The organism is Methylobacterium sp. WSM2598, assembly GCF_000379105.1.
GTDB lineage: Bacteria > Pseudomonadota > Alphaproteobacteria > Rhizobiales > Beijerinckiaceae > Methylobacterium.
The window spans coordinates 1,664,600-1,691,329 of the sequence record NZ_KB900609.1; the positions used below are offsets into that span (position 1 = coordinate 1,664,600).

The 26,730-nt window shown below is 73.8% G+C and carries 26 protein-coding genes; 8 read left to right on the forward strand and 18 right to left on the reverse strand.

From position 1 onward, the window contains the following. Positions 1-109: 109 nt before the first annotated feature. From MET2598_RS0107785 to MET2598_RS0107795, 3 genes are all read right to left on the reverse strand, one after another. Complete coding sequence (locus tag MET2598_RS0107785; RefSeq protein ID WP_018260439.1) at positions 110-1,045, reverse strand: 3-keto-5-aminohexanoate cleavage protein; 936 nt, start codon at positions 1,043-1,045, stop codon at positions 110-112. Between the two features lie 15 nt (positions 1,046-1,060). Beyond that, positions 1,061-1,819: an SDR family NAD(P)-dependent oxidoreductase gene (locus tag MET2598_RS0107790; RefSeq protein WP_018260440.1), complete on the reverse strand. Its 759-nt coding sequence runs from the start codon at positions 1,817-1,819 to the stop codon at positions 1,061-1,063. A gap of 70 nt (positions 1,820-1,889) precedes the next feature. Continuing rightward, on the reverse strand, positions 1,890-2,441 hold the full coding sequence (locus MET2598_RS0107795) for a 2,4'-dihydroxyacetophenone dioxygenase family protein (protein WP_018260441.1): 552 nt from the start codon (positions 2,439-2,441) through the stop codon (positions 1,890-1,892). Positions 2,442-2,874: 433 nt separating this feature from the next. Here MET2598_RS0107795 and MET2598_RS0107800 point away from each other — a divergent pair, with 433 nt between their 5' ends. Beyond that, positions 2,875-3,183, forward strand: a complete 309-nt coding sequence (locus MET2598_RS0107800; protein WP_018260442.1) for a helix-turn-helix domain-containing protein — start codon at positions 2,875-2,877, stop codon at positions 3,181-3,183. A gap of 114 nt (positions 3,184-3,297) precedes the next feature. On the opposite strand, the gene MET2598_RS0107805 is transcribed toward MET2598_RS0107800, so the two are convergent. From MET2598_RS0107805 to MET2598_RS0107815, 3 genes are all read right to left on the reverse strand, one after another. Then, on the reverse strand, positions 3,298-4,068 hold the full coding sequence (locus MET2598_RS0107805; protein WP_012332978.1) for a hypothetical protein: 771 nt from the start codon (positions 4,066-4,068) through the stop codon (positions 3,298-3,300). A 425-nt stretch (positions 4,069-4,493) separates the two neighbouring features. Further along, on the reverse strand, positions 4,494-6,272 hold the full coding sequence (locus MET2598_RS0107810; protein WP_018260444.1) for a hypothetical protein: 1,779 nt from the start codon (positions 6,270-6,272) through the stop codon (positions 4,494-4,496). Between the two features lie 165 nt (positions 6,273-6,437). Then, complete coding sequence (locus MET2598_RS0107815; RefSeq protein WP_018260445.1) at positions 6,438-7,292, reverse strand: IclR family transcriptional regulator; 855 nt, start codon at positions 7,290-7,292, stop codon at positions 6,438-6,440. A 249-nt stretch (positions 7,293-7,541) separates the two neighbouring features. Between MET2598_RS0107815 and MET2598_RS0107820 the strand changes: the two genes are divergently transcribed. The 5 genes from MET2598_RS0107820 (at position 7,542) to MET2598_RS0107840 (ending at position 12,746) form a co-directional block, all read left to right on the forward strand. Further along, positions 7,542-8,777, forward strand: coding sequence for a branched-chain amino acid ABC transporter substrate-binding protein (locus MET2598_RS0107820; RefSeq protein WP_012332975.1), 1,236 nt, complete (start codon positions 7,542-7,544; stop codon positions 8,775-8,777). A 222-nt stretch (positions 8,778-8,999) separates the two neighbouring features. Continuing rightward, positions 9,000-9,953 (forward strand): branched-chain amino acid ABC transporter permease, encoded by a 954-nt coding sequence (locus tag MET2598_RS0107825; protein WP_012332974.1) that lies wholly within the window; start codon positions 9,000-9,002, stop codon positions 9,951-9,953. Continuing rightward, a complete protein-coding gene (locus MET2598_RS0107830; RefSeq protein ID WP_012332973.1) occupies positions 9,950-11,278 on the forward strand; it encodes a branched-chain amino acid ABC transporter permease in 1,329 nt (442 codons plus the stop codon). Before MET2598_RS0107825 ends, MET2598_RS0107830 begins: the two co-directional genes overlap by 4 nt. After that, positions 11,275-12,024 (forward strand): ABC transporter ATP-binding protein, encoded by a 750-nt coding sequence (locus MET2598_RS0107835; RefSeq protein ID WP_018260446.1) that lies wholly within the window; start codon positions 11,275-11,277, stop codon positions 12,022-12,024. The genes MET2598_RS0107830 and MET2598_RS0107835 overlap by 4 nt, the downstream gene beginning before the upstream one ends. Positions 12,025-12,053: 29 nt before the next feature. Continuing rightward, the gene (locus MET2598_RS0107840; protein WP_026190584.1) at positions 12,054-12,746 is read left to right on the forward strand and encodes an ABC transporter ATP-binding protein; all 693 of its coding nucleotides are present in this window, start codon (positions 12,054-12,056) and stop codon (positions 12,744-12,746) included. A gap of 55 nt (positions 12,747-12,801) precedes the next feature. On the opposite strand, the gene MET2598_RS38810 is transcribed toward MET2598_RS0107840, so the two are convergent. The 3 genes from MET2598_RS38810 to otsB form a co-directional block, all read right to left on the reverse strand. Further along, complete coding sequence (locus MET2598_RS38810; protein ID WP_084673791.1) at positions 12,802-13,674, reverse strand: outer membrane protein; 873 nt, start codon at positions 13,672-13,674, stop codon at positions 12,802-12,804. A gap of 385 nt (positions 13,675-14,059) precedes the next feature. Then, positions 14,060-14,482 carry an FKBP-type peptidyl-prolyl cis-trans isomerase gene (locus MET2598_RS0107850; RefSeq protein ID WP_012332969.1) on the reverse strand — a complete coding sequence of 141 codons (423 nt, stop codon included), beginning with the start codon at positions 14,480-14,482 and terminating at the stop codon, positions 14,060-14,062. 75 nt (positions 14,483-14,557) lie between these two features. Next, positions 14,558-15,310 (reverse strand): trehalose-phosphatase, encoded by a 753-nt coding sequence (gene otsB / locus MET2598_RS0107855; protein WP_012332968.1) that lies wholly within the window; start codon positions 15,308-15,310, stop codon positions 14,558-14,560. 225 nt (positions 15,311-15,535) lie between these two features. Here otsB and MET2598_RS0107860 point away from each other — a divergent pair, with 225 nt between their 5' ends. Continuing rightward, positions 15,536-16,030, forward strand: a complete 495-nt coding sequence (locus MET2598_RS0107860; RefSeq protein ID WP_012332967.1) for a DUF427 domain-containing protein — start codon at positions 15,536-15,538, stop codon at positions 16,028-16,030. Here the strand turns inward: MET2598_RS0107860 and MET2598_RS0107865 are convergent. From MET2598_RS0107865 to MET2598_RS0107890, 6 genes are all read right to left on the reverse strand, one after another. Next, positions 15,999-16,529, reverse strand: a complete 531-nt coding sequence (locus tag MET2598_RS0107865) for a Mut7-C RNAse domain-containing protein (protein WP_012332966.1) — start codon at positions 16,527-16,529, stop codon at positions 15,999-16,001. The two genes, MET2598_RS0107860 and MET2598_RS0107865, sit on opposite strands and share 32 nt — an antisense overlap. Continuing rightward, positions 16,526-17,935 (reverse strand): amidase, encoded by a 1,410-nt coding sequence (locus tag MET2598_RS0107870; RefSeq protein WP_012332965.1) that lies wholly within the window; start codon positions 17,933-17,935, stop codon positions 16,526-16,528. The genes MET2598_RS0107865 and MET2598_RS0107870 overlap by 4 nt, the downstream gene beginning before the upstream one ends. A gap of 71 nt (positions 17,936-18,006) precedes the next feature. Continuing rightward, complete coding sequence (locus MET2598_RS0107875; protein ID WP_018260450.1) at positions 18,007-19,101, reverse strand: glycosyltransferase; 1,095 nt, start codon at positions 19,099-19,101, stop codon at positions 18,007-18,009. A gap of 4 nt (positions 19,102-19,105) precedes the next feature. Beyond that, positions 19,106-19,843: a lysophospholipid acyltransferase family protein gene (locus tag MET2598_RS0107880; protein WP_198293057.1), complete on the reverse strand. Its 738-nt coding sequence runs from the start codon at positions 19,841-19,843 to the stop codon at positions 19,106-19,108. 56 nt (positions 19,844-19,899) lie between these two features. Next, the gene (locus MET2598_RS0107885; protein WP_026190585.1) at positions 19,900-21,429 is read right to left on the reverse strand and encodes a phytoene desaturase family protein; all 1,530 of its coding nucleotides are present in this window, start codon (positions 21,427-21,429) and stop codon (positions 19,900-19,902) included. A 103-nt stretch (positions 21,430-21,532) separates the two neighbouring features. Continuing rightward, the gene (locus MET2598_RS0107890) at positions 21,533-22,075 is read right to left on the reverse strand and encodes a histidine phosphatase family protein (protein ID WP_012332961.1); all 543 of its coding nucleotides are present in this window, start codon (positions 22,073-22,075) and stop codon (positions 21,533-21,535) included. A gap of 209 nt (positions 22,076-22,284) precedes the next feature. Here MET2598_RS0107890 and MET2598_RS0107895 point away from each other — a divergent pair, with 209 nt between their 5' ends. Further along, positions 22,285-22,968, forward strand: a complete 684-nt coding sequence (locus MET2598_RS0107895; protein ID WP_018260453.1) for a glutathione S-transferase family protein — start codon at positions 22,285-22,287, stop codon at positions 22,966-22,968. A gap of 19 nt (positions 22,969-22,987) precedes the next feature. Here MET2598_RS0107895 and MET2598_RS0107900 read toward each other — a convergent pair whose 3' ends face one another. From MET2598_RS0107900 to MET2598_RS0107910, 3 genes are read right to left on the reverse strand one after another with little or no spacing between them, the layout of a single operon-like run. Next, positions 22,988-24,175: an ABC transporter permease gene (locus MET2598_RS0107900; protein WP_012332959.1), complete on the reverse strand. Its 1,188-nt coding sequence runs from the start codon at positions 24,173-24,175 to the stop codon at positions 22,988-22,990. After that, the gene (locus MET2598_RS0107905) at positions 24,172-25,128 is read right to left on the reverse strand and encodes an ABC transporter ATP-binding protein (RefSeq protein ID WP_012332958.1); all 957 of its coding nucleotides are present in this window, start codon (positions 25,126-25,128) and stop codon (positions 24,172-24,174) included. The genes MET2598_RS0107900 and MET2598_RS0107905 overlap by 4 nt, the downstream gene beginning before the upstream one ends. A 54-nt stretch (positions 25,129-25,182) precedes the next feature. Continuing rightward, positions 25,183-26,688: a DUF882 domain-containing protein gene (locus tag MET2598_RS0107910; RefSeq protein ID WP_018260454.1), complete on the reverse strand. Its 1,506-nt coding sequence runs from the start codon at positions 26,686-26,688 to the stop codon at positions 25,183-25,185. Positions 26,689-26,730: the final 42 nt, after the last annotated feature.

A 26,730-nucleotide genomic window follows, 5' to 3' on the forward strand; every position in this document is an offset into this window, starting at 1 on the left:
CGAGCCCGCGCCGCGCGTGAGCGAAGCCGACATCCGCATGACGCCTCCGGCGACCGGTCCGGCAGGCGAATCGCCGGACCGTGCGGCCGGACCGGCCTCCCGGGGGTGCTCAGCCGCCTCCCGCCCGGCCCCGGTCCGCCGGCGCCTCGCGGGACGGGAGGCCGAGCAACGCGCGGGCCTCGTCCGGGGTCGCCGGAGCGCGATCGAGCAGGGCCAGGAGCGCCACCGCCTTCTCGACGAGGGCGGCGTTGCTCGGGGCCAGCCGGCCGCGCGAGAGGTAGAGATTGTCCTCCAGCCCGACCCGCACGTGGCCGCCGGCCGTGGCGGCGAGCGCCAGGATCGGAAACTCCGCCCGCGAGATCCCGAAGGCCGACCAGATCGCGTCCGGCGGCAGCCGGTCGCGCATCTGCAGCAGCGTCTCCGGCGTCGCCGGCGCCCCCCAGGGGATCCCGAGGCAGATCTGGAACAGGGGCGGCCGGTCGAGGTAGCCCTCGGCGATCAGCTGCTTGGCGAGTTCGATCTGGCCGAGATCGAACACCTCGATCTCCGGCCGCGCGCCGGCGTCGCGGATGCGCGCCGCCATCTCGCGCAGGTGGCCCGGCGTGTTGAGGAAGGCGTGCTCGCCGAAATTCATCGTCGCCACGTCGAGAGTGCAGATCTCCGGGCGCAGCGCCGTCACGTGCCGGGTCCGGGCCTCCGGCGAGGCGAGGCTGGTGCCCGGGCCCGCCCGGGCCGGCTCCTCGTCGGGGCCTGGCACGAAGCGCCCGCCCGCTCCGGTCGTCAGGTTGAGGATCACCGCCTCGTCGCGCTCGCGGATGCGCTCGACGACCTCGCGGTAGAGGGCGAGGTCCATGCTCGGCTTGGCGGTGCCGGGGTCGCGCACGTGGATGTGGACCACGGCGGCCCCGGCCTCGGCCGCCTCCAGGGCCGAGCGCGCGATCTCCTGCGGGGAGACCGGCACGGCCGGGTTCCGGGACGGCGTGTCGAACGAGCCCGTGAGGGCGCAGGTGATGACGGTCTTGCCCGAGAGGGTGGTGGCGGACATGCGTGCCTCCCCGCGTCAGTCGCTGCCGCCGTCGACCACCAGGGTCTCGCCGGTCACGTAGGCCGCGCCCGCGGCCAGGAAGAGCATCGCCTCGGCGATGTCCTCGGGCTTGGCGAGCCGCGCCAGCAGGGTGCGCGACAGGGTCGCCTGCTTGCGCTCGGCCGGCCAGGCCTCGGTCCAGGGCGTCTCGACCAGGCCCGGCGCGACCGCGTTGACCCGCACCTCGGGGGCGAGCGCCCGGGCGAGGCTGCGGGTGAGGTTCACGAGCCCCGCCTTGCTGGCCGAGTAGGCGATGCTGGAGCCGCGCCGGCCGAGGCCGGCCACCGAGGCCGTGTTGACGATGGCGCCGCGCCGGGCCCGGAGGGCAGGCGCCGCGGCGCGCGCGCAGCGGTACGGGCCGATCAGGTTGGTCGAGAGGATCGTCTGCCAGAACTCCTCCGTCATCGCGTCGAGATCGGCGAAGGGGATCGGCTGGGCGGTGCCGGAGGTGCCGGCATTGTTGATCAGGACGTTGAGGCCGCCGAGCGCCTCGACCGCCCGGCCGACCAGCGCCTCCGCCTCGCCCGCCTGCGCGACGCTGCCGGCGACGGCCGTGACGCGGTAGCCCTCCGCCGCGAGGCGCGCGGCGGCCTCCGGCCCGCGCCCGTCCTCGGCCAGGTGATTGAGGGCGACCGCCGCGCCGCAGCGCGCGAACAGGGTCGCGGCCGCGAGCCCGATCCCCGACGCTGCCCCGGTCACCAGGACGGATTTCCCCCTCAGGTCCGCACTGATCATCCGCGTTTCCACCCTGCGAAATCGTGTTTCGCGCGAGACTGGCAGGGTGGACGGGGCCTGTCCAGCGGCGTCAGCGGATCAGGCGGTCGGCATGGGCGGCGCCGAGCCCGATCCGCTCGTAGTGCCGGCGCACCGCGTCGAGCTTGGTGAAGACGTCCTCGTAGCCGAGCGCCTGGCCGTAGGGATCGACGTAGGTGTAGCCGCCCGTGACGTGGAACAGGGTGGCCATCTCGGTCACGTCGTCGGGCACGACCAGCGTGTGGGTCTCGCCGGGGGGCTCGAAGGCGTAGTCGCCGGGCGTCGCCTCCCACTCGTGCTCCAGGTAGCGCCAGCGCCCGCGCAGGGTGAAGGCGTGGACCGGCCCGCTGTGCCGGTGCCGCGACAGCACGCCCGCCGCCCGCACCCGCAGGATGTTCACGTAGTAGCCCTGGCTCACGCAGAGCACGAGGGGCTTGAAGGCGACGTCCGCCGATTGGGGCACCCAGTCGCGCTCGTCGCCGTCGAGGGCGAGGGCGCCGCCCACGAAGATGTCCGGCACCATGCCGCCCGGCTGCGGCAGCTGGTAGGCGATCTTGCGGGTGTCGAGGCGGGTGTCGAGGGCGGTGCGGGCAGTCTCGGTCATGGGGCCTCCGGATCTCGTCCCACAAGCTCTACGCGCGCAGGCGCCGGCAGATCCACCCCGCGCGGCGCGCGGCCCCGCGCGGCGCGCGGCCGGCCACGCTCATCCTCCGTCAAGGCAAGTCCAGCGTCGAGGCAAGTCCAGGCGAGGCGGCAATGCTTGCTCCCGATTGACGCGAACGGCATATTGTCGGGTGCTTGCGCCGCGGCTCAGGGCAAACCATTAAAATACATATGCTCATGACGTATATATAGCGCCGTGCCTGCGGGCGCATAATCTGTGGGTGCGCTGGCGCACAAACTGACATGTCACCCATGATTATTCGGTCGGCGGGCGCGGAGCCGACGATTGTCATGGAGCGATCTCGGACGTATGCCCCGGCCGGCAGCTTCGCAGGATCCGGACCATGCCGAGAGAGCGCGGAAAACGGCTTCAGATGGCGTTGGCGCTGCGGGGGAGGACCAAGCTCTACGCGTTTGCGGCGGAACTCGACGTCAATCCGAGTTCCGTGACGCGCTGGGTTGGCGGCGGGGAGATCTCGACCGAGCACGCCGTGCGCATATGCGAGGTGCTCGACGTCTCGCTGGACTGGCTGCTCCTGGGGCGCGGCGCGCCGGACCTCGCGGCCGATCGCGCGATCTCGGAGCGGGAGGCGAGGCTGCTGGCGACCTGCCAGCACCTGCCGTGCGACCTCGTCGACCAGGTGATCGGCCTGTTCGCGTGCCTGACCAAGCACGCGCGCTGACCGTGGGGGCGCCGGGACGGTTCGCGGCGGGAGGAGGGCGCCCCGGCGAACGGGGCGCCCTCCCGGGGATCCGCGGTGCCGGCTCCCGCTCGCCGGCGGGCGGCCTCGGGCGGGTTACGCCTCGAAGCAGAGCTTCCTGCCGGCGTTGGTGGGACTCGTGGCATTGTCCAGCCAGCCATTGACGTCCGTCGTATCGAGCGCCACCAGCCGGCCGGCATTGGCCTTGATTTTCAGAGTCAGAACCGAGAACTCGGTGCGGCGCACCTCGTAGCTCTGCTTCGAGACTTCCGATTTGCCGTTCTTGTCGTGCGCCATGTACAGCGCTGTATAGTAGACATAGAGCTTCGGTTGTGACAGATTGCTCATATCAATCGTCGATTGCGAGAACAAGTTCTTCCATTGTTGTGAATGTTCCTGGCCGAAGACGGATTTCGCCATGTCGGCGATGGCCGTCTTGATCGTCTGAAGATCTTTCGACGATACTCCCGTGTATAGATTGCTGATTTGATCGATAAGAAGGTTGTAATCTTTGCTCTCAAAGGTCTGCTTGGTAGTGTTGTTCGTCAAGAGGCCGAAGAACGGGTTGTTGCCGATCTCGGTGACGTAGCCGTTGAACGCTGCCGCCAGGGCCTCCGGGGTGAGCGTGGCCGGGTTGAAGTTGGCGCGCTTCTGGCTGTGCTGGAGGATGCTGGAGACCGCGGTCGGAAGGTTGGTGAGTTCCGTGTAGATCGCGGTCCCGCTCGCGTTCGGGTCGGCGGTGTCCTCACCGAGGAACGTCCCGCGCGCCGTCGCCGCGGCATTGTCGGCGAACACGAAATGATCATAATATTGGGGGATATTGTAAATCCAGCTATTCACGACATCATCTTCACTGAAGGTATTCATGTTAGATCCTCACTGATCATCGGCCACGACTCGGCGGCCGCGGACAGTCATAGCGCAATCCCTCGCGCCTATCTTACAATGTATTTGCGCCGGTAAGCCGTAAGAGAGGAAGAATTTTCGTCAGGCGCAATCGAAAGCAGCGAAAATTGATTTGTTCATGCAACGGATGGATCATTTCATGTCTTGAGAAGCTGCCCGTGTCCGGAGCCAGGCAGATCGCGACGATCGGCAAATCTCCGGATGCGAGCGAGGCGTCGAGGCGGTCGAGAGAGGCATGCCTTAGAGTTTAATAATCTAACCTAGAGTGCGTTTCGGCCGCCGTCGCGGGGCGCTGCCGCGTGCCGAGCCGGAGACGGCGCCCCTGCGCGGGGTCCGGGTTCCGGGAGAGCGGGCCGGGAGAACCGGGCCGGGGCGGCGACCGCCGCTCAGCGCAGGGGCAGGAAGCCGGAGAAGCCGATCGCGAGTGGGCCGCCGGGATCCGGCGCGCCGGTCGAGCCCCGGGCGGGCGCGTCGCCCGGCCCCGTCACGACGATCGCGCCGTCGGCGGCGGACAGGAAGGCGGTGAGCGGGATGGGGCCGAGGCCGCCGATCTCGCCCAGGGTGACGGGCCGGGAGGCCAAGCTGGCATCGCCCCGCACCGGCAGGCCGCCGATCCTGAGCGGGAGGCGCGGGCGCCAGGAGGGATCGGCCGGCGCGACGACCCGGCCCTCGAAATGGAGGCCGTCCTCCGCGTACCAGTAGCGCCCCTGCTGGGCGGCGCCGCGCGGCGGCGCGCCGGGCGCCTGCCGCGCCAGCACCGGCGTCCAGGGGAACGGCGCGACCCGGTTCGGGCCGTACTGGCCGCGCCGCGCCCCCGGCGGCAGCCCGTAACCCCAGCCGTTGAAGTCGTTGCCGGCGACGCGGTGGCCCGCGAGGTCTGTCCCGATCCTCACCAGCGCCCCCGCGCCCGGGGCGTTCAGCGCGGTGTTGTTCGTCGCCACCAGGACGCCCCCTCCGTCCTGGGACAGGAACCCGGCCTCGAGCCGCGCGCCCTCCTGCAAGGTCAGCGCCGTGTTGCTCATCATCAGGCGGCCGCCCGTGACCTCCGCGGCCGGGAAGCGGCCGACCAGCTGCTCGACATGGCCCCCGAGCACGCTGAGGAGGCCGCCCGTCACCCGGAGGCTCGGCGCCAGGGTGCCGCCGGTGAGCCGCAGGCTCTGCACCAGCACCGTGCCGCCCTTCAGCAGCAGCGCCGGCCCGTCCGCCCGCGCATCGGCCCCCTTGGTCGAGCTGACCTGGCCGAGCATCACGTCGCCGTCCTCGTGGATGTAGGCGGCGCGGTCTCCGTCGAGCTGGATCTGGGCGATGTGGCGGGCGGCGCCCTTGCAGCAGCCCTGGGCCGTGCAGCAGCCGTGCGCCCTGGCCACGACCTTGTTCTGGAAGGTCGTGATCGCCTTGACGTCGAGCCCGTCCGCCCGCCCGAACTCCACGCAGGTGCCCTGCCCATCGCCCCACACGGCCATCAGCTCGGGATCGGCCGCGAAGTCGAACGGGAAGCAATGCACCGAGGTCACGTGCACGAAGTCGAGGGCGCCGTCGATCAGCAGGCCCTGGTTGAACATCCCGAGTTCGAGCAGGTCGATCTGCAATCCGCCAGGATTCGGGCCCTCGACCGGCTGGTGCCCGTTGATGCCGTTCCAGGCGTTCGAGAGGCGCAGATGGCCGATCTTGTAGCGGCTGGCGTTCCGCACATCGATGGCCCAGGGGTAGCGGCGCAGGGTGTCGCGGCTGGTGGCCCCGCTCTGGTCGAAGACGATGCCGATCCGGTCGATCCCGGAACTGTCGCCCACCGCCACCTCGATGACGGCGGCGGAGCCCTGGTAGCACGGCCCGACCTTCAGGATAGTCGAGGTCACGCCCTCGCCGAGCAGGAGTTGGCCGCTCGCCTGGGGCAGGCTGCCGCAGACCGGGTAGGTGCCGGCCGGGAATCGCAGGGCACGCCCCGTCGCCAGGGCCTCGCGCAGGTAGGGCGTGAGGTCGGCCGTGGATCGTCGCGCGCGGATGCCGGCGCGCAGGGGCTCGGGGATGAACGCCATCACGTCGAGCCCGTCCGGCGCCGCCGCGTCCGGGCCGGCGGCCGGCGCCCCGCCGCGCTCCGGGGCCGCCGGGGCCGCCGCGGGCAGGAGGAGCGCGAGCGCGAGTGCGGTGACGAGTCGGAGGGCCATGCTGCATTTCCCCTGGCTGGTCCCTTGGCCGGCCCCTCGGCCGGCCCCTCGGCCGGTCCCTCGGCCGGTCCCTCGGCCGGTCCCTCGGCCGGTCCCTTGGCCGACCCCTCGGCCGACCCCTGGCCGGTCCCGGCCCCGCCTCCGGCCTGCGCGCCGCCCGGCGCGCTACTCGACGATGCCGAGCGCCCGCATCCGGGCGATCGTCTCCAGGAGTCTGGGCCCGGTCTCGCGGCGCAGCACCGCCTCCGTCATCACGAAGGCCGGACCGCTGACATTGACCGCGAACAGGCCCTGGGCCCCCGGGCTGTGGATCGGGGCCGCCACCGCGTTGATCTCGGGGTGCCAGATGCCGACGCCGACGCAGAAGCCGCGCTCGGCCACCTCCGCCTGGCAGCGGGCGATGGTCCCCTCCAGGCGCGGCCACTCGGCCCCGGCCTCCGCGCGCAGGCGCGCGAGCAGGGGCGCGCGCTCGGCCTCGTCCATGCCCGCGAGCGTCGCCATGCCCATGGCGCTGCGGGCGAGCGGGAGGTGGAAGCCGACCTCCCGCGAGATGGTGATGGTCTGGCCGACGCCGCGCCAGAGCTGGATGTAGACGCTGTGCAGCCCGTCGCGCAGGCCCAGCGCCACGTGGGCCTGGACCGCCGTGGCGAGGTCCTGCAGGTAGGGCTTCGCCATCTGCGGGAAGGAGTTCTGGCGCAGGAAGGCGGCCGAGAGGGCGAGCACCGCCGGCCCCAGCCCGTAGCGCTCGCCATCCTCCCCGTGGACGAGGTAGCCGAGCGCCAGCAGCGTGTGCGTCAGGCGCGACACGGTCGGCTTCGGCAGGCCGGTGCGCGCCGCGATCTCCCGGTTGCCGAGCCACTCGGACGCGTCCCGGAAGGCGCGCAGCACCTGCAACCCTCGGGCGAGGGCGGTGACGAACTGGCGGTCGCCGTCCTCGCCGTCGGAGCGCGCGGGATCCCGCCACCCGGCCGCGGCGCGGCCGCGCGGCGTGTCGCGGCCCGGCGCGAGAGCCTCTGACATGTTCAGCCCCGTCTGGCATGGCCGCGCCCGCGGCCCCGGGCGCAACCCTGCCGATCCGCCGCCATTCCGGCAACCCGTTTCGCGATGCGGACCGCTATTTCGCGTCTTGACCCGTCCCGGGTGCGCGGGCAGGGTTCGGCCCTGGCCGCCCGGCCGTCGCGCCGGCGGCCGGCCCGACGGCGACGCCGAACACGGCGCGCGGTACGATGACAATCAAGACGAAAACGCCACCCGGAGGAGACGCCCTTGTTGAGATCGATCGCACGCACCGCCGCGGCCGGCATCCTGGCGCTCGCGGCCGGGGCGGCGCTGGCCGCGCCCGCCACCCTCAAGATCGCCTTCATCGATCCGCTGTCCGGCGGCGGCGCCGGCACCGGCGAGGCCGGCCTCAAGACCTTCCAGTTCATGGCCGAGCGCCTCAACGCCAACAACCCCGACCTGAAGCTCGAAGTCCTCGGCTACGACAACAAGCTCAATCCGCAGGAGAGCCTCGTCCAGCTTCAGAAGGCGATCGATTCCGGCGCCCGCGTCGTCGTACAGGGCAACGGTTCGAGCGTGGCCTCCGCCATCGTCGACTTCGTCAACAAGTACAACGATCGCAACCCTGGCAAGGAGGTCGTCTACCTCAACTACGCCGCCGTCGATCCCGTGCTGACCAACGCGAAGTGCAGCTACTGGCACTTCCGGTTCGACGCCAATTCCGACATCAAGATGGGGGCCCTGACGAATTTCCTGAAGGGCAAGCCCGAGGTCAAGAAGGTCTACCTGATCAACCAGGATTACTCGTTCGGGCAGGCGGTGCGCAGCGCGGCGCGCGCGATGCTGAAGGAGAAGCGTCCGGACGTGCAGATCGTCGGCGACGAGGTCGCGCCGCTGCAGAAGGTCAACGACTTCTCGCCCTACGTCGCCAAGGTGAAAGCGTCCGGCGCCGACACGGTCATCACCGGCAACTGGGGCCAGGACATGGCGCTGCTGCTCAAGGCAGCGGCCGATGCCGGGCTTCAGGCCAATTTCTACACGTATTACGGCGGCGGGTCGGGATCGCCGACCGCGATCAAGCAGACGAATCTGGCCGACCGGGTCTTCCAGGTCGCCGAGGGCTACGCCAACATCCCGTACCCGGCCGGGCAGGAGTTCGAGAAGGCGTTCCGGGCCCGGGTCGGCCAGGAGCTGACCTATCCCCGCATCGTCAACCTGATGAACATCCTCGCCAAGGCCGCCGGCGAGGCGAAGTCGACCGACCCGAAGGCGATCGCGAAGGCGCTGGAATCCATCCACAACGACACGCTCTACGGCCAGGACAGCTTCATGCGGCCGGACGACCACCAGCTCTTCCAGCCGATCTACATCTCGCAATTCGGCCCCGTGGACACCGCCAAGCAATTCGACAGCGAGAATACCGGCTGGGGCTGGAAGGCGGCGGGCGAGGTCAGCGCGAAGGACACGCTGCTGCCGACCACCTGCAAGATGGACCGGCCGAGCTGAGGGCGGAAGGTCGGGAGGCGGTCGTCGGCCTTGCGCGACGGCCCCTCGGGAGCGAGCGTCGCGCGGCGCAGGGGCGAGGTCTCGCGGCCCGCCCCGCCCGCGCGGCGATGGACGCGGCGGCGGAGACCGCGTGGCCGCCTCCGCCCATCCCCGCGGCGGGCGCTGCCGCGAGCGCATGGTGACCCCGCGAAGAGCCGCGACCGCGCTGCAGGAGATCGCAGTTTGCTCGAACTTCTCATCGTCTCGACTCTGAACGGCGTGCTCTACGGCATGCTGCTGTTCCTGATGGCGAGCGGGTTGACGCTCATCTTCAGCATGATGGGCGTGCTCAACTTCGCGCATGCGAGCTTCTACATGCTCGGCGCGTTCTTCGGCTATCAGATCAGCCGCTTCACCGGCTTCTGGGTCGGGCTCGTGGTGGCACCCCTGGCGGTCGGCGGCATCGGGGCGCTGATCGAGCGCTTCGGCCTGCGCAACGTGCACCGGCACGGCCACGTCCCCGAACTCCTCTTCACCTTCGGCCTCGCCTACGTCATCGAGGAGGCGGTGCAGATGGTCTGGGGCAAGCTGCCGGTCGATTACCGGGTCCCGGCGCTCCTCGATTTTCCCGCCTTCACCATCTTCGACACCAACTACCCGGCCTACAAGCTGTTCATGCTGGTCGTCTCGGTGACGATCTTCGCCGGGCTGCTCCTCGTCCTGACCCGCACCCGGATCGGGCTGATCATCCAGGCGGCGCTGACCCATCCGAGCATGGTGGCGATGCTCGGCCACGACGTCGCCAAGGTCTTCATGCTGGTCTTCGGCATCGGCACCGGGCTCGCGGCGGTGGCGGGGGTCATCGCGGGGCCGGCCCTGGTTACCCAGGCGAACATGGCGGGCCTGCTCGGCCCGATCCTGTTCGTGGTCGTGGTGGTGGGCGGGCTCGGCTCGCTCACCGGCGCCTTCGTGGCCTCCCTGCTGATCGGCCTCGTCCAGACCTTCGCGGTCTCCCTCGACGTCTCGCCGGCGAGCGTGGCCGCCGCGCTCGGGATCGCGGCGGCGCCGGGGGCCGGGGTGCTCGGCGACCTCTGGACGGTCACGATCGCGCAGGTCGGGCCGGTGATCCCCTACCTCCTGCTCGTGATCGTGCTGATCGTGCGACCGACCGGGCTGCTCGGGAACCGCGAAGCATGACCGATCTCGCTCACGGCGCCGCCCCCGACTGGGCCGCGGGCCGGCCGGCCGCCGCGGCGGCGCCGCCGCGCCGCGGCCTGCTCGGCCGGGTCGCCCCCTGGCTCGCCGCCGCCGCGATCCTCGCGGCCGCCCCGCAGGTCTTCTCCGGCGGCACCGCCCTCACGATGCTGAGCCTGATGGGCATCGCGATCGTGTTCGCCCTGTCCTACAACATGCTGCTCGGCCAGACCGGGCTGCTCTCCTTCGGGCACGCGGTCTATTACGGGCTCGGCGCGTTCTTCACGGTCCACGCCATGAACGCCGTCGCGGCCGGGCGCCTGCCCATCCCCCTCGCGGTCATGCCGCTCGTCGGCGCGGCGACCGGGCTCGGCTTCGGCCTCGTCTTCGGGGCGGTCTCGACGCGGCGCGCCGGCACCGTCTTCGCGATGATCTCGCTCGGCCTCGCCGAACTCGTCGCCTCGGGCTCGCACATCCTGCACAGCTTCTTCGGCGGCGAGGAGGGCGTCACCACCAACCGCACCAAGATGCTGCGCCTGTTCGACCTCAGCTTCGGGCCGCAGATCCAGGTCTACTACCTGATCGCCGGCTGGTGCCTGATCTGCGCCCTGCTGATGTACGGGATCACCCGGACGCCGCTCGGGCGGCTGTGCAACGCCGTGCGGGAGAACCCGGAGCGGGTCGAGTTCATCGGCTACGAGCCCCGCACCGTGCGCCTGATCGCCTTCTGCCTCTCGGCCGGCTTCGCGGGCGTGGCGGGGGCGCTCGCGGCCATCAACTTCGAGATCGTCAACGTCTCGTATCTCAGCCTCAACCAGTCGGGGGTGGTGCTGCTCGCCGCCTTCATCGGCGGCATCGGCCACTTCGTCGGGCCGGTGATCGGCGCCGTGGTGGTGACGATCCTGCAGGTGTCGCTCTCCGACCTGACCGAGGTCTGGCAGCTGTATTTCGGGCTCCTGTTCATCGCGATCGTGATGTTCGCCCCGGGCGGCCTCGCCGGGCTCGCCCTGATGCACGGTCCCCTGCTGCGCGCCGGCACCGCCCACCGGCTCCTGCCGGCCTACGCCCTCGCCCTGCCGCCCGCGCTCGCGCTGGTCCTCGGCCTGATCGGCCTGATCGAGATGAGCTTCCACGCCCTCGTGAAGGCCGGCGAGGGCAGCGCCCTGCGCCTGTTCGGCCTCGCCCTCGACGTCGCCTCGCCACTGCCCTGGCTCCTCGCCGCGGCCGCCCTCGCGGCGGGCATCCTCGGCCTGCGCGCCGCGTCCCCCCGCGTGGCGGCCGCGTGGCACGAGGCCGCGCCGGCCGGTCCGGAGGCCGCCTCCCGATGAGCGCGCCCGCCCTCGAACTCGCCGGCGTCACCAAGTCCTTCGGGCCGACGCAGATCATCGCGGGCATCGACCTCGCCGTCCCGGCGGGCGAGCGCCACGCCATCATCGGACCGAACGGGGCCGGCAAGTCGACCCTGTTCAACCTGATCAGCGGCCGCCTCGCCCCGACGAGCGGCACCATCCGGCTGGAGGGCGCCGACATCACCGGGGTGCGGCCCGCCGCCATCAACCGGCGCGGCCTCGCGCGCAGCTTCCAGGTCACCAACATCTTCCCCAAGCTCACCGTCTGGGAGAACGTGCGCTGCGCGGTGCTGCGCGCCATGGGCCACCGGCCGGTCTTCTGGCGCAGCGTCGAGCGCCTGCCGGGCGTCGCCGACCGCACGGCGGCGATCCTCGACAGCATCCGCCTCGGCCACCGCGCCGCGATGCCGGCCGGCATGCTCGCCTACGCGGAGCAGCGGGCCCTGGAGATCGGCATCAGCATCGCGAGCGACGCCCGGGTGATCCTGCTCGACGAGCCCATGGCCGGCATGAGCCACAGCGAGAGCGAGCACGCCACCGCGCTGATCCGCGAGGTCACGGCCGGGCGCACCCTGCTGATGGTCGAGCACGACATGGCGGTGGTGTTCGGCCTCGCCGACCGCATCTCGGTGCTCGTCTACGGCCGCCTCATCGCCACCGACACGCCGGCCCGCATCCGGGGCAATCGCGCCGTGCAGGAAGCCTATCTGGGGGTCGCCGCATGAACGCCGCCGCCTCGCCGCCCGGCCCGGCCCTGCTCGAGGTCGAGGACCTGCACGCCTATTACGGCAAGAGCCACATCCTGCAGGGCGTGAGCTTCACGGTCGGGGCGGGGGAGATCGTCTCGATCCTCGGCCGCAACGGGGTCGGCCGCTCGACGACCCTGAAGGCCATCATGGGGGATGTCGCCCCGCGCGGCACGATCCGCTTCAAGGGCCGGCCGATCGCCGGGCTGAAACCCCACCTCGTCGCGCGCCGCGGCCTCGGCTACGTGCCGGAGGAGCGGGCGATCTTCCCCAAGCTCACGGTGCGCCAGAACCTCGCCCTCGGCGAGAAGGCGGGCTCGGGCGCGCGCTGGACCGAGGCCGACATCTTCCGGCTCTTCCCGCGGCTCGAGGAGCGCATCGACACGCCGGGGGGCGTGCTGTCGGGGGGCGAGCAGCAGATGCTCACCATCTGCCGCACCCTGATGGGCAATCCCGAGCTGATCATGATCGACGAGCCGACGGAGGGGCTCTCGCCCCAGATGGTGGCGCGCGTCGGCGAGCTCGTCGCCGAGATCGCGGCCCGGGGCGTCTCCGTTCTCCTGGTCGAGCAGAAGCTGACGATCGCCCTGAAGCTGTCGCGGCGGCTCTACGTGATGGGCCACGGCCGCGTCGTCTTCGAGGGCACGCCCGCCGCGCTGATGGCCGACGAGGCCGTGCGGCGGGAATGGCTGGAGGTGTGAGGCGGGGGCTCCCCCTCCCGACGAGCCGGGCCCGCGCCGCGATCCGCACCCCGGCTCAGAACAGGCTGAACCGGTAGTCGGCGCCGATCCGCATCAGGTGCGCGTCGAGGCCGACCCGCGCCCGCACCGGCGTTCCTCCGGCCCGGAACGCCACCCTGCGGTCGAGCTCCGCGAAGAGATACTCGGCCTTGAGCGACCAGTCCGGCGTGATCTTGTAGGCGACGCCGCCGCCCACCGTGTAGCCGTCGAGCGGGATCGAGCGGCGGACCGGGCCCGCGAAGGCCCCGACGAACGGCCGGCCGGCGCCGAGACCGAACCGCTGCGTCGCCGCGACGCCCTCGGCGTTGAATTCCGTGAAGGCCCAGCCGCCCGTGGCGTAGACCAGGACCGGGCCCCAGGCGTAACCGATTCGCCCGCGGATCGTGGCGTGGTACGTGTCCGTCTGCAGGCGGCCATTCGCGGTGCCCAGACCCGCCGCGGCGATGATGCCGGTGTGCCGGACGCCGCTGTAGCCGATATCGCCCTCGAGGCCGGCGACGAAGCCGTTCTCGGGCGCGAACTGGTAATTGTACCCGACCGTCCCCCCGCCACGAACCCGCCCGCCGAGGGGCGCGACGCCGCGCCGGGCAGGGGAGCGAGGCTCCGCAGCAGGAAATTCCCGTCCACGAGGCCCGCGACGTTCGCGCCGAAATACGCGCCCGTCCAGGTGAAGGTCGGCACGGGCGCGACGACCGGCGGCGCCGCGCGGCGAGGCAGATCGGCGGCCTGCGCGCCCGTGGCGGCGAGCACGGCCAGCAATCCGGAAGCAGCAACCCTGTTCACGACAGGCTCTCCGACGAGGCTGACGTAAGGTTAGATCACCCGGAGCGAGTCGTCTGTGGCAAGGCCGCCACAGTGCGCGGCGAAGATCGGCGCGACAGTGAGGCAAACATCACGTGATACGACATCCGGCTGATTGCTTCGCCATCTCCCATTTCGGCAATGCGGATGTCGGCGTCGCTCAAGCGCCGCGCGGGCTTGGCAGACGCTGTCCGGAAGATCACTTCCGGAAAGCGTATGAAATGAGCAGAAGATCTCTTGCCGTCGGGTCGCTGTCCCGGTGCTCCGAGGGCGCAATCGTGCGGGCCGCGCGGACGATCGGCAAAAGTTAAGCGAAAGTAAAACGCTGGAGGCCGTCGGACCGAGATGGCTGCGCCGGCCGAGATGCGGCGGTCCCGGTCTGCCGCGAAGGGCGGCGCCGGCGCGGGACGTCGCGAGCGGCGGGCGATCCCGGGCCGGCCGCCCGCGCCGCGGCGGGCGGCCGGCGGCGCGCCTCAGCGCACGCCGAGCAGCTCGACGTCGAAGATCAGGGTCGCGTTCGGCGGGATGACGCCGCCGGCGCCGCGCGCGCCGTAGCCGAGATCCGGCGGGATCAGGAGGGTGCGCTTGCCGCCGACCTTCATGGTCGAGAGGCCCTCGTCCCAGCCCTTGATGACCTGGCCGGTGCCGACCGCGAATTCCAGCGGCTGGCCGCGATCGACCGAGCTGTCGAACTTCTTCCCCTTGCGGCCCTTGTCATCGAGCCAGCCCGTGTAGTGCACGCTGACCCTCTGGCCGGCCTGGGGCTGCGGCCCGGTGCCGACCACGTCGTCCTTGTACTTCAGGCCCGAGGCGGTGGTGACGAAATCGGCGGAGGAGGCGGCGCTGCTCATGGCGATCAACAGGGCTCCGGCACGGAGGAGGGAGGAGGGGCGCATCGCGGACAAGGGTCCTCGTGTCACGAACGGAGGGCCGGGTTAGCACGCCCGCCCGCCGCTGCCGAGAGGCCGGGGTCACGCCCGCGGCAGGCTGTCCGGATCGACGGGCGCGCCCTCGGCCCAGCGCAGGACGAGCGCCCGCACGTCCTCCGGGGCGGCGAGCCGGCGCTGCGCGATCGTCTCGCCGCCGCCGACGCGCACGCTGATGCCGCCATCCGCGTTCACGGTCGCGAAGGCCTTCTCGTCCGTGAGGTCGTCGCCGAGGAAGACGGCGCGGCGCCCCGCATAGGGCGGCCGCTCCTGGAACTGCCGGATGGCGTGGCCCTTGGTGGCGCTGGCGGGCAGGATCTCGCCCACCGCCTTGCCGAGCTGCAGCCGGTAGGCGCTGCCGAGATCGGCCGCCAGCCGCTCCACCGCCGCCTGCGCCCGGTCCGCGTCGCCCGGCGTGGCGAGGCGCCAATGCACCGCCACCGAGCACCCCTTGTCCTCGATCAGCACCCGATCGAGTGCGGCGGCCTGCCGCTTCAGCGCCTCGACCCCCGCGCGCAGGGAGGGGTGGGCGGCGGGCTCGCAGCCCGCGACGGCGTCGCCCCGCCGCATCTCCACCCCGTGCAGCCCGCCCACGTCGAAGCGCTCGGGCGCCAGGAACCCGTCGATGGTCGCGATCGGCCGGCCGGTCACGATGGCGAGCGCGCCGCCGAGCCGCGCCCGCAGGGCCGCGAGGGCGGGCGGCAGCGCCGGCGGCACGACGACCGCGTCGGGCCGGGGAGCGATGTCGACGAGGGTGCCGTCAAAGTCGAGGAACAGCGCGTGGGCGGTGTCGGTCACGGTTCGGCTCTCCGGAAGCGGCGGCGCAGCCTCCCGCCGCGCGGGTCGGGCCCGCGACGGGGGCGAGGCCATAAACCGCGTGGCGGCCGCCGAGGCAAATGCCCCGGGGCCGAGGCAGGGGGTTCGGGGCGGAGGCAGGGGCCTCGGCGGCCGAAGCCTCGGGCATCGTGACGCGGGGCCGGCGGCGCGGGGCCGGCGCATCCTCCCGGGCGAGAGGAGGCCCGCATGCCGCCGCAGCCGATCCCCCCGGGCCCGGGCCAGGAGAGCGTCTGGGCCTACCCGCGCCCGCCGCGCCTGGAGCCCGTGGCCGAGCGCCTCGCCGTCGTCCTCGGCGGAATCACCATCGCGCAGACCCGGGCCGGGTTCCGCGTGCTGGAAACCAGCCATCCGCCGACCTACTACTTCCCGCCCGACTCGGTCCTGCCGGGCGTGCTCGGCCCGCCCCGGCCCGCCAGCCTGTGCGAGTGGAAGGGGCGCGCCGTCCTGCACGACGTGACGGCCGGCGGCCGCACCGTCCCGGGCGCGGCCTGGGCCTACCCCGCGCCGATGCCGGGATTCCGGCCGATCGCCCACTACCTCGCCTTCTACGCCGGCCCCATGGAGGCCTGCTTCGTCGGCGACGAGCGGGTGACGCCCCAGCCCGGCGGCTTCTACGGCGGCTGGATCACCGGCGCGGTGGTCGGGCCGTTCAAGGGCGGGCCGGGCACGATCGGCTGGTGAGGGGGGCCTCCTCGGCGCGCTCCACGGCCGCGTCGCCCGCGAGCCGGTCGAGCCGGTCCAGCATCCGCCGCACGTGGCTGCCGGGCCAGTAGAGGCGCCCGCAGGACGGGCAGGCCCGGAACGGGCCGGGTCCGGCCCGTGCCGCCGCCGGCAGGGCGGCAACCTCCTCGGCCGGGGCCGCTCGCAACGGGGCGTTGTCGACCAGGCAGCGGCTGAAGCGGGCGAGGTGCCAGTCGATCGCGCGCAGCCGCGACAGCTGCCGGGCCTGCGCCTCCGGCCGCTCCTCCCGGATCAGGAGCGCGCGCGCCCGCGCCTCCCGGGCGAGGCGCCGGTCGCGGGTGAGGAGGATCCTCTCCTCCGCGGCCGCGAGCGCCAGGAGGTCGCGGTCGGGCGTGCCCGGCGCGGCGAGCCGCGCGTCGTGGCCCGCCGCGCGCAGCAGGCGCGCGAGCCGCCCCAGCATCTCGTCGCAGAGCCAGCGGGGCGGGGCGTCGACGCTCACGGCGCGGGGCGCGGCGCCTCGATCGCGGGCCAGGGCCGCGCCGCCTCGAAGGCCCGCGCCGCCGCCAGCACCCGCGCGTCCTCGCCCATCGGGCCGACGATCTGCAGCCCGACCGGGAGCCCCGCCGCGCTGAGACCGCAGGGCACGCTCGCCGCCGGCTGACCGGTGAGGTTGAACGGGTAGGAGAACGGCGTCCAGGCGAGCCAGTCGTCGCCCTCGCTCCCGTCCGCCGGCGTGAGCCGCCCGACCGGGAGCGCGGGCACGGCCACCGCGGGGGTCAGCAGCAGGTCGTAGCGGGCGTGGAACCGCGCCATCGCGGTGAAGATCGCGGCCCGCGCGTTGAGCGCGGCCAGGAAATCCGGCGCCGAGATCCGGCTGCCGCGCTCGGCCGCCGCGCGCAGGGCCGGCTCGACCGCCCCGCGCTGCGCCTCCGGGATGGTGCGCAGCACGCTCCAGGCGCCGACGAGCCAGATGCCGTTGAGCGTCTCGACCGGGTCGGCGAAGCCCGGATCCGCCTCCTCCACGGTCGCGCCGAGCTCCGCGAAGGCGGATGCCGCCCGCGCGGTCAGCGCCTCGACCTCCGGGTCGACCCGCGCCGCGTAGCCGAGCCGCGGGCTCCAGGCGATCCGCAGGCCGCGCACGCCCGCCGCGAGGCCGGCCGCGTAATCCGGCGGCTCCGAGAGCCAGGCCAGCATGTCGCGCGCGTCGGGCCGCGCGATCGCCCGCAGCATCAGCGCCGCGTCGGAGACCCGCCGCGCGAGCGGGCCGAGATGCGCCACCGGCCCGAACGGGGAGGGCGGGTAGGCCGGCACCCGCCCGTAGGAGGGTTTCAGCCCGAAGACGCCGCAGAAGGCGGCCGGGATGCGGATCGAGCCCGCCCCGTCCGTGCCCAGATGCGCGAGGCCGAGATCGAGCGCCGCCGCCGCCGCGGCCCCGGCCGAGGAGCCTCCCGTGGTGCGGGACAGGTCCCAGGGATTGCGGGTCGGGCCGGTCAGGGTCGAGTCGCCGAGGCCCTTCCAGCCGAATTCCGGCATCGTCGTCTTGCCGAGCGGGATCGCGCCCGCCTCGAGCAGGCGCTCGGTCGCGGGCGCGCTCGCGGCGAGGGGCTCCGGCGAGGTCGTGGGCGAGCCGCGCCGCATCGGATGGCCCGCCCAGGCGATGTTGTCCTTGATCGTGACCGGGATACCGTCCAGGGGGCCGCGCGGGGTGCCGGCGCGCCAGCGGGCCTCCGACTCGGCGGCCCGCGCCAGGGCCGCCTCCGCGTCGACCAGGACGAAGGCGTTGATGGCGGGCTCGTGCGCCGCGATCCGGGCGAGGCTGTCCGCCACCACCTCCCGCGGCGAGAGCGCGCCGTCGCTGTAGCGCGCCGCCAGGGCCGCCCCGTCGAGGTGCCGGATCTCCGTCATACCCTGCTCCCTGCCCGCGGGGGCTCACCGCCCCCTGAACTCCCGGCGGAGGGACGGGGTCCCTCCGCCCCCTACGCGGCCGGATAGGTCCGGCCCTTCCAGCTCGCCACCCCCGCCGGGCCGGGGCGCAGGAGCGCGTTCCACTGCAGGGCGAGCGTCAGCAGCACGCTGACCGGGTGCAGCGGCACCGTCCACCACGCCTCGCGCGCCTTCGCGGTCACCGCGACCCGCGTGGCGAGCGAGACCGTCGCGGCGGCGAGCGCGCCCGCGTCGCCGAGGGCGAGCAGCAGCCAGGGAAGAACCTGCCCGCCGAACAGGAGCAGCGTCCAGACCGGCAGCCCCCGCTTCGTCGCCATGCCCTCGTGCGCGTTCTTCGAGAAGCCGGCCCAGGCCTGGGCGAGCCCCGCATACATGCGGCAGGTCGCGAGCGGCGCCCCGTCGACGAGGTCGGTGCGCAGGCCCGCCCGCCGGAAGACCCGCGGCAGCTGCACGCCGTCGTGCAGGCTGGTGCGGATCGCCTCGTGCCCGCCCGCCGCCCGGTAGGCCGTCGCGTCGGCCAGCACCAGCTGCCCGCAGGCCGCGCCCAGCGCCGGGTGGTTGACGAGCCGGGCGAGCGGGACCGGCAGGTAGCCGAGGAGCAGGAAGTTGATCATCGGCACGGTCAGCGCCTCGCCCAGGGTGCCGGTCACCTGCCGCGGCACGCCGCTCACCAGCCCGGCCCCGCCGCGGCGCGCCCGCGCCGCCAGCGCCGCCGCGGCGTCCGGAGCGAGGTGCACATCCGCGTCGATGAAGAGCAGGTGGTCGCCCCGCGCGGCCTCGGCGAGGCGCTGGCAGGCGTGGTTCTTCCCCGTCCAGCCGGGGGGAAGCGGCGGCACGCGCAGGAGGCGCAGCCGCGGATCCTCGGCGGCGCGCGCCGCCACGAGATCGGGCGTGCCGTCCGTCGAGTGATCGTCCGCCACCACCACCTCGACCGCCACCTGCCGGCTCGCCAGGGCCGCGGCGAGCGTCGCCGGCAGGTTGGCGGCCTCGTTGCGCGCCGGGATCAGGATCGAGACCAATCCCTCGCCCGGCTCCGGGCGCGGGGCGCGCAGGGACGCGAGGTTGCCGATGGCGAGCACCGCCGGGATCAGCGCCAGGACGAGGGCGAGGAGGGCCAGGAGCGTCACGGTCTCAGCCCTTGCCGTGGCCGGGCTCGAAGCGCCGCCCGGCGAGGGCGGCCGCGACCCGCCGCCCGAGATCGTAGATGCCCCCGACGCCGCGGCGTCCCTCGGTGAGGGCGACGAAGCGGGCCGGGTCGCGGCTCATCACGTCCGCGCTCAGCCGGTCGAGCACGCCCGTGAGCGCCCCCTCCAGCCGCTCCAGCCGCGCCGCGCGGGGCAGGGCGAGGAGGTCCCGGCCCGCGAGCGCCGGGCCGAAGGCCGCGAAGGCCTCGGCCCCCCGCTCGGACCAGAACGCGTATTCGAGGGCGAGGGGCAGGAACAGCGCGTCCGGCGCGACCTCGGGCAGGTGCGCCACACCCGGGCGCAGCCCGAGCGGCCGCTCGCGCACGTCGCTGAACCGGCCCTGCGCCGTGACCCAGAGCGCCCGCTCCTGGCGGGAGAGGATGCGGCGCGAGGCGGTGAGGAAGGCGGCGGCGCCCCGGCGCGAGGCCGGATCGACCCCGAAGGCGCCGATCCGCCCGAAGACGCCGTACTTCGCCAGCATCTGCGCGTCGAAGGGAGCGTAGCCCTCGCGGTCCGGGAAGCAGCGCTCGGCCAGCACGATGAGCACGGCGGCGTCCCACCAGGCCGGGTGGTTGCAGTAGACCACGAGCGGCCCGGGATGGCCGCGCAGGTCCGGCGCCCCCCAGCGGCTCAGGCGCAGCGCCGTGAGGTGGCGCCGCAGGTAGCGGTCGAAGTAGGCCGCCATGAAGCGCCACGCGAGGGCGGAGCGCCGACGCGTCGGGTCGTCCGGCCCGCGACCGCTCACGAGGCGGTCCGCAGGGCCTCGCCGCGGGCGTCCTGGTCCATGGCGTCGGCGGCGATCCAGCCCGACATCATCACCATCGGCATGCCCGGGCCCGGATGCGCGGCCCCGCCCGCGAGGTAGAGGCCCTGCACGTCCCGCGAGCGGTTGCCCGGCTTGAACGCGCCCATGATCCGCCCGTGCGAGGCGAGGCCGTAGATCGCCCCGTTCAGCACCTTGTAGCGGGCGTGGATGTCGGCCGGGGTGAGGTGCCGCTCGACCACGATCCGCTCCTCGATGTCGTGCAGGCCGGCCGTCCGCTTGAGCTTGTCGAGGATCACCCTCCGGTAGGCCGGCAGCATCTGCGACCAGTCGTGGTGCGGGCGCAGGTAGGGCGTGTGGACCAGTACGTAGAGCGCCTCGCCGCCCGCGGGCGACACCGACGGGTCGGTGGCGCTCGGCGCCGCCAGGTAGGCGGTCGGGTCGGGGGCGGGCTCGCCCTTCCGGTAGATGGCGTCGAACTCCTCCTCCGGATCGCGCGAGAACACGAAGTCGTGATGGGCGAGGTGGTCGTAGCGCCTGCTGAGCCCGAGATAGAGCACCACGCCCGAGCAGGCCGGCTCGAAGCTCTTCTTCTCGTAGCTCCGGCCGACCTCGCCGCCGACGAGTTCGCGGTAGGTGCGCACCGAATCCATGTTCGAGATCACGCGGTCGAAGCGCGCCACGCCCTCGCGGGTCCGCAGCCCCCGCACGGCGCCGTTCTCGATCGCGAGCCCCTCGACCTCGCTGTCGGGCTTCAGCACGGCGCCGAGTTCGGTGGCGAGCCTCATCAGCCCCTCGGCCACCGCGCGGGTGCCGCCCATCGGGTACCAGACCCCCTCGGCGGTCTGCATGTGCGCGATGGCGCAGAGCACGGCCGGTGCCCCGTAGGGCGAGGACCCGACATATTGCACGAAGTGATCGAGCATCTGGGCGAGCCGCGCGTCCCGCACCTTGCCCCGGATGGTGCTCGCGACCGAGGCATGCATGCGCAGGGACAGAACGTCGCGCAGCGTGCCGGGGTTCATGTTCGCGCGGATGTTGATCGTGTCGAACAGGTCCTCGACCGGCTTCCAGAAGAAGAACCGCTCCGAGATCCCGTGCAGGTGCTCGGAGATGCCGATGAAGCGCTTGTAGCCCTCGCCGGCCCCGGCGCCGGGCACGAAGCGGTCCATGGATTCCGCCATGCGGGCGACGTTCTCGACGAGGTCGATGCGGCTGCCGTCGTCGAAGAAGCAGCGCCATTGCGGGTCGAGGCGGCGCAGGTCCATGTAGTCGTGCACGGAGCGTCCGGCCTCGCCGAAGATCCGCTCCAGCACGCGGGGCACCGTCAGGATGGTCGGCCCCATGTCGAAGCGGAAGCCGCCCTCGTGCAGCACCGCGGCCTTGCCGCCGATCCAGGAATTCTTGTCGTAGAGCGTGACCCTGTGGCCGCGCGCCGCCGCCACGCAGGCCGCTGCCAGCCCGCCCAACCCTCCGCCGACCACGGCGACCGCCGATCCAGAGCCCATCACCGACGTCACTCCCCGGGGCGCGCCTCGCGGATGCGCGCGCCTCACCCAAAGCTAGGCCGCCCCGCGGGACGGTCAACGCTACACCGGGTCGCGCGGGGGCTCAGGGGGTGAGCCGGCCGATCACCGCCGGGGTCCCGTCCGGCCCGGCGCGCAGCACCACCACCTCGCCCTCGGCCGGCACGAGGCCGGTGAGCGCCGTGATGTTCACCTGGTGGGTGACGAGGGCCAGGATGCCGGGCCCCCGCCAGGCCGCGATCCGGGCGCGCACGGCGCGGCTCTGCGCCTCGCCGTCGCCCTGCGCGAAGACCGAATCGAGCGGCGGGAAGCCCTCGGCGCGGCCGAAGGCGAGGCGGGCGGTCTCCTGCGCCCGGCACCAGCGGCTCGCCAGCACCGCGCCGACCGCGATCCCGTGCCGGCGGAAGCCCTCGCCGATCTGCCGGGCCTGGGCGCGTCCCTCGTCCGAGAGGTTGCGCTGGGTCGCGCAATCGTCGAGCCGCAAGCCCGGCGGGTCGCCGAAGCCGGGCGCCCGGGCGTGGCGCAGGAGCGCGACGGTGCCGTCCCGCTTCAGGGCCGCCCAGGGATCCTCGCCCGCGAGGGCCGGCAGGCTCAGGACGACGAGCAGGGCGGGGAGGAGGCGCGGCATGACGAGGACGATCTCCGGTCGCGACGAGGACAGATAGGCGGGCAGGCGGAGATGTCGTCCTGCCGCGGGGCCGGCACGATCGCGCTCCCGGCGCGGGCGGGCCACCGGGTCGCGGCGCGTCCCATTCGCCCGCGCGATCGCGGTGATCACGGGATTTGGTTGGAGTGGCGGCCCCGCCGGTGCGATGGTCGCGCCGAAGGAGCCCGCCCGTGCCGACGCTCGTCATCGCCAACAAGGTCTACTCGTCCTGGTCCCTGCGGCCCTGGCTCGCGCTGCGGCACGCCGGCATCCCGTTCGACGAGGTGCTGATCCCCCTCGACCAGCCCGACACGCGCGCGCGCATCCTCGCCCATTCGCCGGCCGGGCGGGTGCCGGTGCTGATCGACGGCGAGGTCACGGTCTGGGAGTCCCTCGCCATCCTCGAATACGCGGCCGAGCGCTGGCCCGAGGCCGGGATCTGGCCGGGAGAGCGCGCGGCGCGGGCCCACGCGCGGGCGATCTCGGCCGAGATGCATTCCGGATTCCAGGCCCTGCGCGCCGCCCTGCCGATGAATCTCGGCCGCCGCTACGCCGCGCGGGACCGCGGCCCGGCCGTGGCGGCCGACGTCGCCCGCGTCACCGCGATCTGGCGCGACGCCCGCGCGCGCTTCGGTGCGGGCGGTCCCTTCCTGTTCGGGGCCTTCAGCGGGGCGGACGCGATGTTCGCCCCGGTGGTGACGCGCCTCGACACCTACGCGGTCGCGGTCGATCCGGAGGTTCGGGCCTACATGGAGGCGGTGCTGGGCCTGCCGGCCCTCGCGGCGTGGCGCGAGGCGGCCCTGCGCGAGCCCTGGATCGTTCCGGCGGACGAGCTGGACGAGGCGCCCGCCGCGACCCTGCGTCCGCAGCCCTGAGCCCGGCCCGGCACCCGCCTCAGACGATCCGGCGCGAGACCAGCGTCAAGGCCGCCGCGAGCCCCGCCGCCGCGATGCCGGCGAGCACGGCCCAGGCCGGCCAGGCCGCCGCGGCACCCTCGCCGAGGGCGCCCTGGAAGGCCTCGATCGCCCAGGCGTTCGGCGTGAACCAGCCGAGCGTCTGGAGCCACGGCGGCATCAGGAAGCGCGGCACCATGCTGCCGCCGATCGCCGAGAGCAGCAGCACCCCGAAGGTCGAGACGAGATGCGCCTGCTGGCGCGTGCGCGCGGCCGCGCAGGCGGCGAGGCCGAGCCCGGCCGCCATGCCGGAGACCAGGATCCCGGTGACGAGCCAGGCCAGGAGGTTCGGCCCGACCGAGACGCCGTAGAGCAGGGAGGCCGCCGCGAAGATCAGGGCCCCCTGGCCGAGCCCCTGCGCGACCAGGAACAGGAACTTGCCGAGCACCACGACCGGCAGCCCGCCCGGCCCGGCCGCGAGCCGGTCGGCGATGCCGGATTGGCGCTCCTCCACCAGCGAGAGCGCCCCCTGCATCGCCGCGAAGAGCAGGAACACCGCGGTGATCGCCCCCGCATAGTAGCCGACCCGGTCGTTGCTGCCCGCCCGCGCGGTGGTCGTCCGCTCGACCAGCGAGGCGAAGGAGAAGGCCTCGCGCTTGGCCCGGCTCTCCGCGAAGGTCTGGTCGAGGAAGGCCCGCTCGTCGGGGCCGATCTTGCCCGCCCGCTCCACGTCCGCGACGACCCGGGACAGCACCACGTCGGGCAGCGATTCGTTGAGCACGCGCTGCACTTGGCCGAGGGCGATCGGCGTCGCCAGCGCGCGGGCCGGGCTCTCCACCAGGAGGAGGGGCGCCGGCTGCCCGGTCCCCGCGCCGCCGCCCGCGAGGTCGGCGCGCAGCACCAGCGCGACGTCCACCTCCCCGCGGCGCACCGCCGCCAGCGGGTCGCCGGTCAGCCGGCTCACCCGCAGCGCCGGGTCGCGCTCCAGCGCCGCGGCGAGGCGCTCGGTGCTGGCGGTCCGGGCGGCGTCGCTCAGGCCGAGATGGATGCGCACCCGGTCCCCGACCGCGCCGGAGAAGATCGCCGCGAAGACCGAGAAGATCACGGTCGGCAGCACGAAGGCCATGACCAGGGCGGCGCGGTCGCGCAGCAGGGTCAGGAGCATCACCCGGAAGGCGGCGGCGATCATCGCGGCTCGGCCTCCGGCAGGGCGTGCGAGGCGCCGACGATGTCGAGGTAGAGCGCTTCGAGGCCCGGCTCCCTCACCCGGATCTCGCGCACCGGCACGCCCTTCTTGCGCAGGTAGGCGAGGAGCGCCGCCCCGTCCCGCCCGCCCGCCACCGCGTCGATCGCCCGCCAGGTCAGCGCGCCCGCCGGGTGGAAGCCCGCCGCCCGCAGCGCCGCCGCGGCGCCCGGCCCGGCCGGCTCGCCGAGCGCCGCCTCGTGCTCGGGCGGGCCGGCCCGGAGGGTGGAGAGCAGCGCGTCGAGGCGGCCCTCCAGGCGGATGCGCCCGTCGCGCAGGAAGGCGACCCGGTCGGCGAGGCGCTCGGCCTCGGCGAAATCGTGCGTGGCGATGAGGATCGCGGTCCCGCTCCGGCGCAGCCGCTCCAGCATGCCGTGGATCGCCGCCCGGGCGACCCGGTCGACGCCCTGGGTCGGCTCGTCGAGCAGGACCACGCGCGGCTCGGCGAGCAGCGCCGCCGCGATGTTGGTGCGCCGCTGGTAGCCGCCCGACAGGGTGCCGACGAGGCGGTCCGCCACCTCGGCGAGGCCCGTCCGCTCCACCGCCCGCGCCGCCGCCCGCGCCCGCTCCCCCCGCCCGAGCCCGGCGAGCCGCGCGAACACGTCGAGGTTCTCGGCCACGGTGAGGCGGGGATAGAGGGCGATCTCCTGCGGCACCCAGCCGATCGCGCCGCGCACCGCCCGGTCCGCCGCCGGGTCCCGGCCGAGGATCCGCACGCTGCCGCGGGCCGGGGTGAGCCGCCCGGCGAGGAGCCGCATCAGGCTGGTCTTGCCGGCGCCGTTCGGGCCGAGCAGCGCCAGGATCTCGCCGCCCGCGAGCGCGAGGTCGACGCCGTCGAGGACGGGCGTCCCGCGATAGGCGAGGGCGAGATCCCGGGCGGACGCGGCGAGGAGGGACACGGCATGGCTCGACGGGAGGGGGGATGGGCCGGCGCTCCGGCGACGGTCCGCCCGTCAGCGGGCGCCCGGCTTGAGGGCGGAACCCGAGAAGTGCCCGGCATCGATCTCGGCCGGGCCGCGGGGCTGGAACCGGGCGGCGACCGCGTCGGCCGGCGCGGCGACGAGCCCGGCGGGCAGCGCGCCGCGCAGCGTCGTCCGGGTCTCGGAGAGCCGGACGCCGCCGCGCGGGGAGGCGGCCGGGTCCGCCGCGGCCGCGAACAGCGCGCGCAGCTGCGCCTTCGCGTCGCCCGCCGCGGCCTCCGCGGCCGGGGAGCGCGCCGGTCGCGCCGGCAGGAGCGGCCCGAGGGCCGCCGGATCCGCGGAGGCCACCTGGACCGCGGCCGGCCGCGGCGGCGGCAGCGGCACGGCCACAAGGGCCTCGGCGAGGCCGGCGAATTCCACCGGGCGGCGCGGCGGCAGGGGGGCGCCGGCCGGCTCGGCCGCGGCCGGTTCCGGCGCGGCGGCCGCGCTCGCCGGGGCGGGCGCGGGCGGCGGGACGGCCGCCACCGGCGCGGGCGCGGGCGCGGCCGGGGGCGGCGGGCGCAGCAGCGCGGCGCGCGGGTCCGGCACCGGCGCGTAGGCCATGACCCCGCGGGTGCCGGCATCGTCCGCCGCCGCGCTCGCGAGGGCCACCGGGCGCACCCGGGCGGGGGCGGGAGGCGGCGCGGCCCCGCCGGCGGGCTTCGCCCCGCCGAACAGCATGCTGAAGAACTGCCCGATCACGCTCGGGCTGTCCTCCTCGTCGAGGGCGGCGACCGCTTGGCTGTAGCCCATCACCGAGCCGCCGCGGGCGAGGATCTCGGCCTTCGCCACCTCGTAGCCCGGCATCTGGCGGCCGTCCCGCGGCAGGTGGACGGTGCGGCCGTCCGGGAACAGGCGGGCGAGTTGGTCGTAGGGCATGCGCGGCCAGGAGCGCACCGAGCCGACGTCGAGATGCACGAAGGGATTGTAGGCGTGCGGGTACCAGCCGACGCCGCCGCGCTGCATCCGCATGCCGATCTCGCGGACCTGATCGACCGACACGTCGGACAGGTAGAAGTCCATCGCCTTGCCGAGCATGTGCTGGCTGTGCTCGGCGACGGCGCGGGAGCGGCGCCGCAGGGCGGCGTTGGTCTGCGGCGAGCGGTAGGCCGAGACCACGTGGATCGCGTCCTGCGAGCCGGTGGCGCGGTGCGCCTCCCAGACCACGTCGAAGAGCCGCGGATCCATCCGGGTCGGCTGGTCGATGCGCCAGTCGCGCAGGAGCCAGTTGAGCTGCTCCAGGGCGGCCCGGTCGTAGCGGCCATCGCGCTTGAACGTGACGGTCGCGTTCTCCTTGGTGTGCTCGTGGAAGATGGTGATCGTGCGGGTGTCGCCGTTGGCCACCGCGTCCTGGGTGCCGCGCGTGCCGCCGAGCAGGCCCGCCGCCACCGCGGCGGCGACGAGGCCGGTCCGGCGCAGGGCCCGTCGCGGCGTCTCGCAGCGGAGCCGGGCCTCACGGGAAGTCGCCGCCGGTCGGCGGCTGGTCCGCTGCGCTCGCACGTTCGTCTCCGCCCCCGCCGATGCCGCCGTCGCGGCCGCCAT

What these genes read in the sequence shown, in the direction of transcription:
- MET2598_RS0107900 (WP_012332959.1), bottom strand. Translation starts at nt 24,175, where the DNA reads ATGATCGCCGCCGCCTTCCGGGTGATGCTCCTGACCCTGCTGCGCGAC.
- MET2598_RS0107860 (WP_012332967.1), top strand. Translation starts at nt 15,536, where the DNA reads ATGCCGCCGCAGCCGATCCCCCCGGGCCCGGGCCAGGAGAGCGTCTGG.
- MET2598_RS0107815 (WP_018260445.1), bottom strand. Translation starts at nt 7,292, where the DNA reads ATGTCAGAGGCTCTCGCGCCGGGCCGCGACACGCCGCGCGGCCGCGCC.
- MET2598_RS0107810 (WP_018260444.1), bottom strand. Translation starts at nt 6,272, where the DNA reads ATGGCCCTCCGACTCGTCACCGCACTCGCGCTCGCGCTCCTCCTGCCC.
- MET2598_RS0107885 (WP_026190585.1), bottom strand. Translation starts at nt 21,429, where the DNA reads ATGGGCTCTGGATCGGCGGTCGCCGTGGTCGGCGGAGGGTTGGGCGGG.
- MET2598_RS0107850 (WP_012332969.1), bottom strand. Translation starts at nt 14,482, where the DNA reads ATGCGCCCCTCCTCCCTCCTCCGTGCCGGAGCCCTGTTGATCGCCATG.
- MET2598_RS0107790 (WP_018260440.1), bottom strand. Translation starts at nt 1,819, where the DNA reads ATGATCAGTGCGGACCTGAGGGGGAAATCCGTCCTGGTGACCGGGGCA.
- MET2598_RS0107890 (WP_012332961.1), bottom strand. Translation starts at nt 22,075, where the DNA reads ATGCCGCGCCTCCTCCCCGCCCTGCTCGTCGTCCTGAGCCTGCCGGCC.
- MET2598_RS0107870 (WP_012332965.1), bottom strand. Translation starts at nt 17,935, where the DNA reads ATGACGGAGATCCGGCACCTCGACGGGGCGGCCCTGGCGGCGCGCTAC.
- MET2598_RS0107880 (WP_198293057.1), bottom strand. Translation starts at nt 19,843, where the DNA reads ATGGCGGCCTACTTCGACCGCTACCTGCGGCGCCACCTCACGGCGCTG.
- MET2598_RS0107835 (WP_018260446.1), top strand. Translation starts at nt 11,275, where the DNA reads ATGAGCGCGCCCGCCCTCGAACTCGCCGGCGTCACCAAGTCCTTCGGG.
- MET2598_RS0107795 (WP_018260441.1), bottom strand. Translation starts at nt 2,441, where the DNA reads ATGACCGAGACTGCCCGCACCGCCCTCGACACCCGCCTCGACACCCGC.
- MET2598_RS0107830 (WP_012332973.1), top strand. Translation starts at nt 9,950, where the DNA reads ATGACCGATCTCGCTCACGGCGCCGCCCCCGACTGGGCCGCGGGCCGG.
- MET2598_RS0107805 (WP_012332978.1), bottom strand. Translation starts at nt 4,068, where the DNA reads ATGAATACCTTCAGTGAAGATGATGTCGTGAATAGCTGGATTTACAAT.
- MET2598_RS0107800 (WP_018260442.1), top strand. Translation starts at nt 2,875, where the DNA reads ATGGCGTTGGCGCTGCGGGGGAGGACCAAGCTCTACGCGTTTGCGGCG.
- MET2598_RS0107785 (WP_018260439.1), bottom strand. Translation starts at nt 1,045, where the DNA reads ATGTCCGCCACCACCCTCTCGGGCAAGACCGTCATCACCTGCGCCCTC.